This is a genomic window from Flammeovirga aprica JL-4 (assembly GCF_012844305.1).
GTDB lineage: Bacteria > Bacteroidota > Bacteroidia > Cytophagales > Flammeovirgaceae > Flammeovirga > Flammeovirga aprica.
Window position 1 is genome coordinate 1 of record NZ_JABANE010000292.1, and the last position, 1,353, is coordinate 1,353.

Annotated in this window: 4 protein-coding genes; 2 read left to right on the forward strand and 2 right to left on the reverse strand. The window is 42.1% G+C overall.

The genetic code is table 11. The annotated features are described in order from the left end of the window. Nucleotides 1-205 precede the first annotated feature (205 nt). Entirely contained in the window at nt 206-430 is a 225-nt protein-coding gene (relB, locus tag HHU12_RS33940; protein WP_000879771.1) for a type II toxin-antitoxin system RelB family antitoxin, read from the forward strand. A 34-nt stretch (nt 431-464) separates the two neighbouring features. After that, nucleotides 465-680 carry a type II toxin-antitoxin system RelE family toxin gene (locus HHU12_RS33945; protein WP_012000841.1) on the forward strand — a complete coding sequence of 72 codons (216 nt, stop codon included), beginning with the start codon at nt 465-467 and terminating at the stop codon, nt 678-680. 69 nt (nt 681-749) lie between these two features. Here the strand turns inward: HHU12_RS33945 and HHU12_RS33950 are convergent, their stop codons facing one another. Both HHU12_RS33950 and HHU12_RS33955 read right to left on the reverse strand, forming a co-directional pair. Further along, a complete protein-coding gene (locus tag HHU12_RS33950) occupies nt 750-1,100 on the reverse strand; it encodes a hypothetical protein (RefSeq protein WP_004197756.1) in 351 nt (116 codons plus the stop codon). 65 nt (nt 1,101-1,165) lie between these two features. Then, on the reverse strand, nt 1,166-1,353 hold a 188-nt coding region (locus HHU12_RS33955; protein ID WP_205960078.1), incomplete at its 5' end, for a hypothetical protein.

Below are 1,353 nucleotides of genomic sequence, written 5' to 3' on the forward strand. Positions count from 1 at the left end.
CTGTTGAATCGGCAAGTCGTTTCGCACCCGGCTTAAGACCCATAATCGTTATCCTTTCAATAGTTAAGAGGAAAGCCCTCAAGCTAGATATATTGACCGCGTTACGGATTATCAAGAGGGGCTAACAAGATTATTTTTTGTTCTTTTAGGTTGATTGTGGTACTGTTGATATACATGTATAGCAAATGGTGTTCGGGAGGTTTATATGCTTGCTATCCGGTTATCTGATGAGATTGAGTCCCGTCTGGACTCGCTGGCGAAGCAAACCGGCAGAACAAAGACGTTTTATGCGCGGGAAGCAATACTGGCGCATCTGGAAGACCTGGAGGATTATTATCTTTCAGCAGAAACTGCTGCACGCGTTCGCCGTGGTGATGAAGCAGTGCATTCGTCTGAAGACGTGAGGAAGTCACTTGGTCTGGACGATTAACTATTCCGATCGGGCGCTCAAATCGTTACGCAAGATGGACAAACAGAACGCACGACGGATTGTGGATTTTATGAGTTTACGCATTGCAGTTGCTGCCGATCCTCGCCAGTCAGGGAAGCCGCTCAAAGGTGAGCTGGGCGAGTTCTGGCGCTATCGGGTGGGAGATTATCGCGTTCTGTGTGAGATCCGAGATGACGAGCTTGTTATCCTTGCCGCCACGATTGGACATCGCCGCGAAGTTTACGACTGAAGCCCGCTATGCGGGCTTTTTTGATGCCGACAACAGGTATTATGGTAAATACTCGACTAACTACGTGTTCTACTGTTTGTCGGTTTTAGTTAACCAGCAGGTTGTCTTAACGATAATGTAGCCGTTATTTTTAACTAATAAGGTCATATTGTTAACGTCAGGCATAATAAAAGACATTATGGCCTCAGAGTTATCATCAGAAGCAGCTCTCTGCATTACTACTTCGATTCCCTTTTCTTTGAATCTATAAGTATCCAGTTGCCTATTAAACTTAGAAAGACCTACAACCATACTTAGTTTGTTATCTTTAACAGTAAGAGATGCTTCCTGAGTACCATTACATCGGTAGTAAGCGGTGTAACCGTCAGCAAAAGATCGACCGGGGAATATAAATGCTAGGAACGCAATTAACCAATACATAGTTGAGAATCTTGGTATTACACATTTCACTATCCTCTCTTTCATTTTTCGTTCACCATACTTTGTTATCTGATTTTTAATTTTTCTATTTTATAAACCAAGTCTCTACCAAAAAGGCGAAAATTATCCTCAAATAATAATAATTGTTTAAGAACATCCATGAAAGCAGCTGCTTCACCCTCAGTTATGGGAGCTACTCTATATAACATATAACCTGAGTTAAGGGTTTCTTTTATACTTTCTTCAATGCTCA

What these genes read in the sequence shown, in the direction of transcription:
- relB (WP_000879771.1), top strand. Translation starts at nt 206, where the DNA reads ATGCTTGCTATCCGGTTATCTGATGAGATTGAGTCCCGTCTGGACTCG.
- HHU12_RS33945 (WP_012000841.1), top strand. Translation starts at nt 465, where the DNA reads ATGGACAAACAGAACGCACGACGGATTGTGGATTTTATGAGTTTACGC.
- HHU12_RS33950 (WP_004197756.1), bottom strand. Translation starts at nt 1,100, where the DNA reads ATGTATTGGTTAATTGCGTTCCTAGCATTTATATTCCCCGGTCGATCT.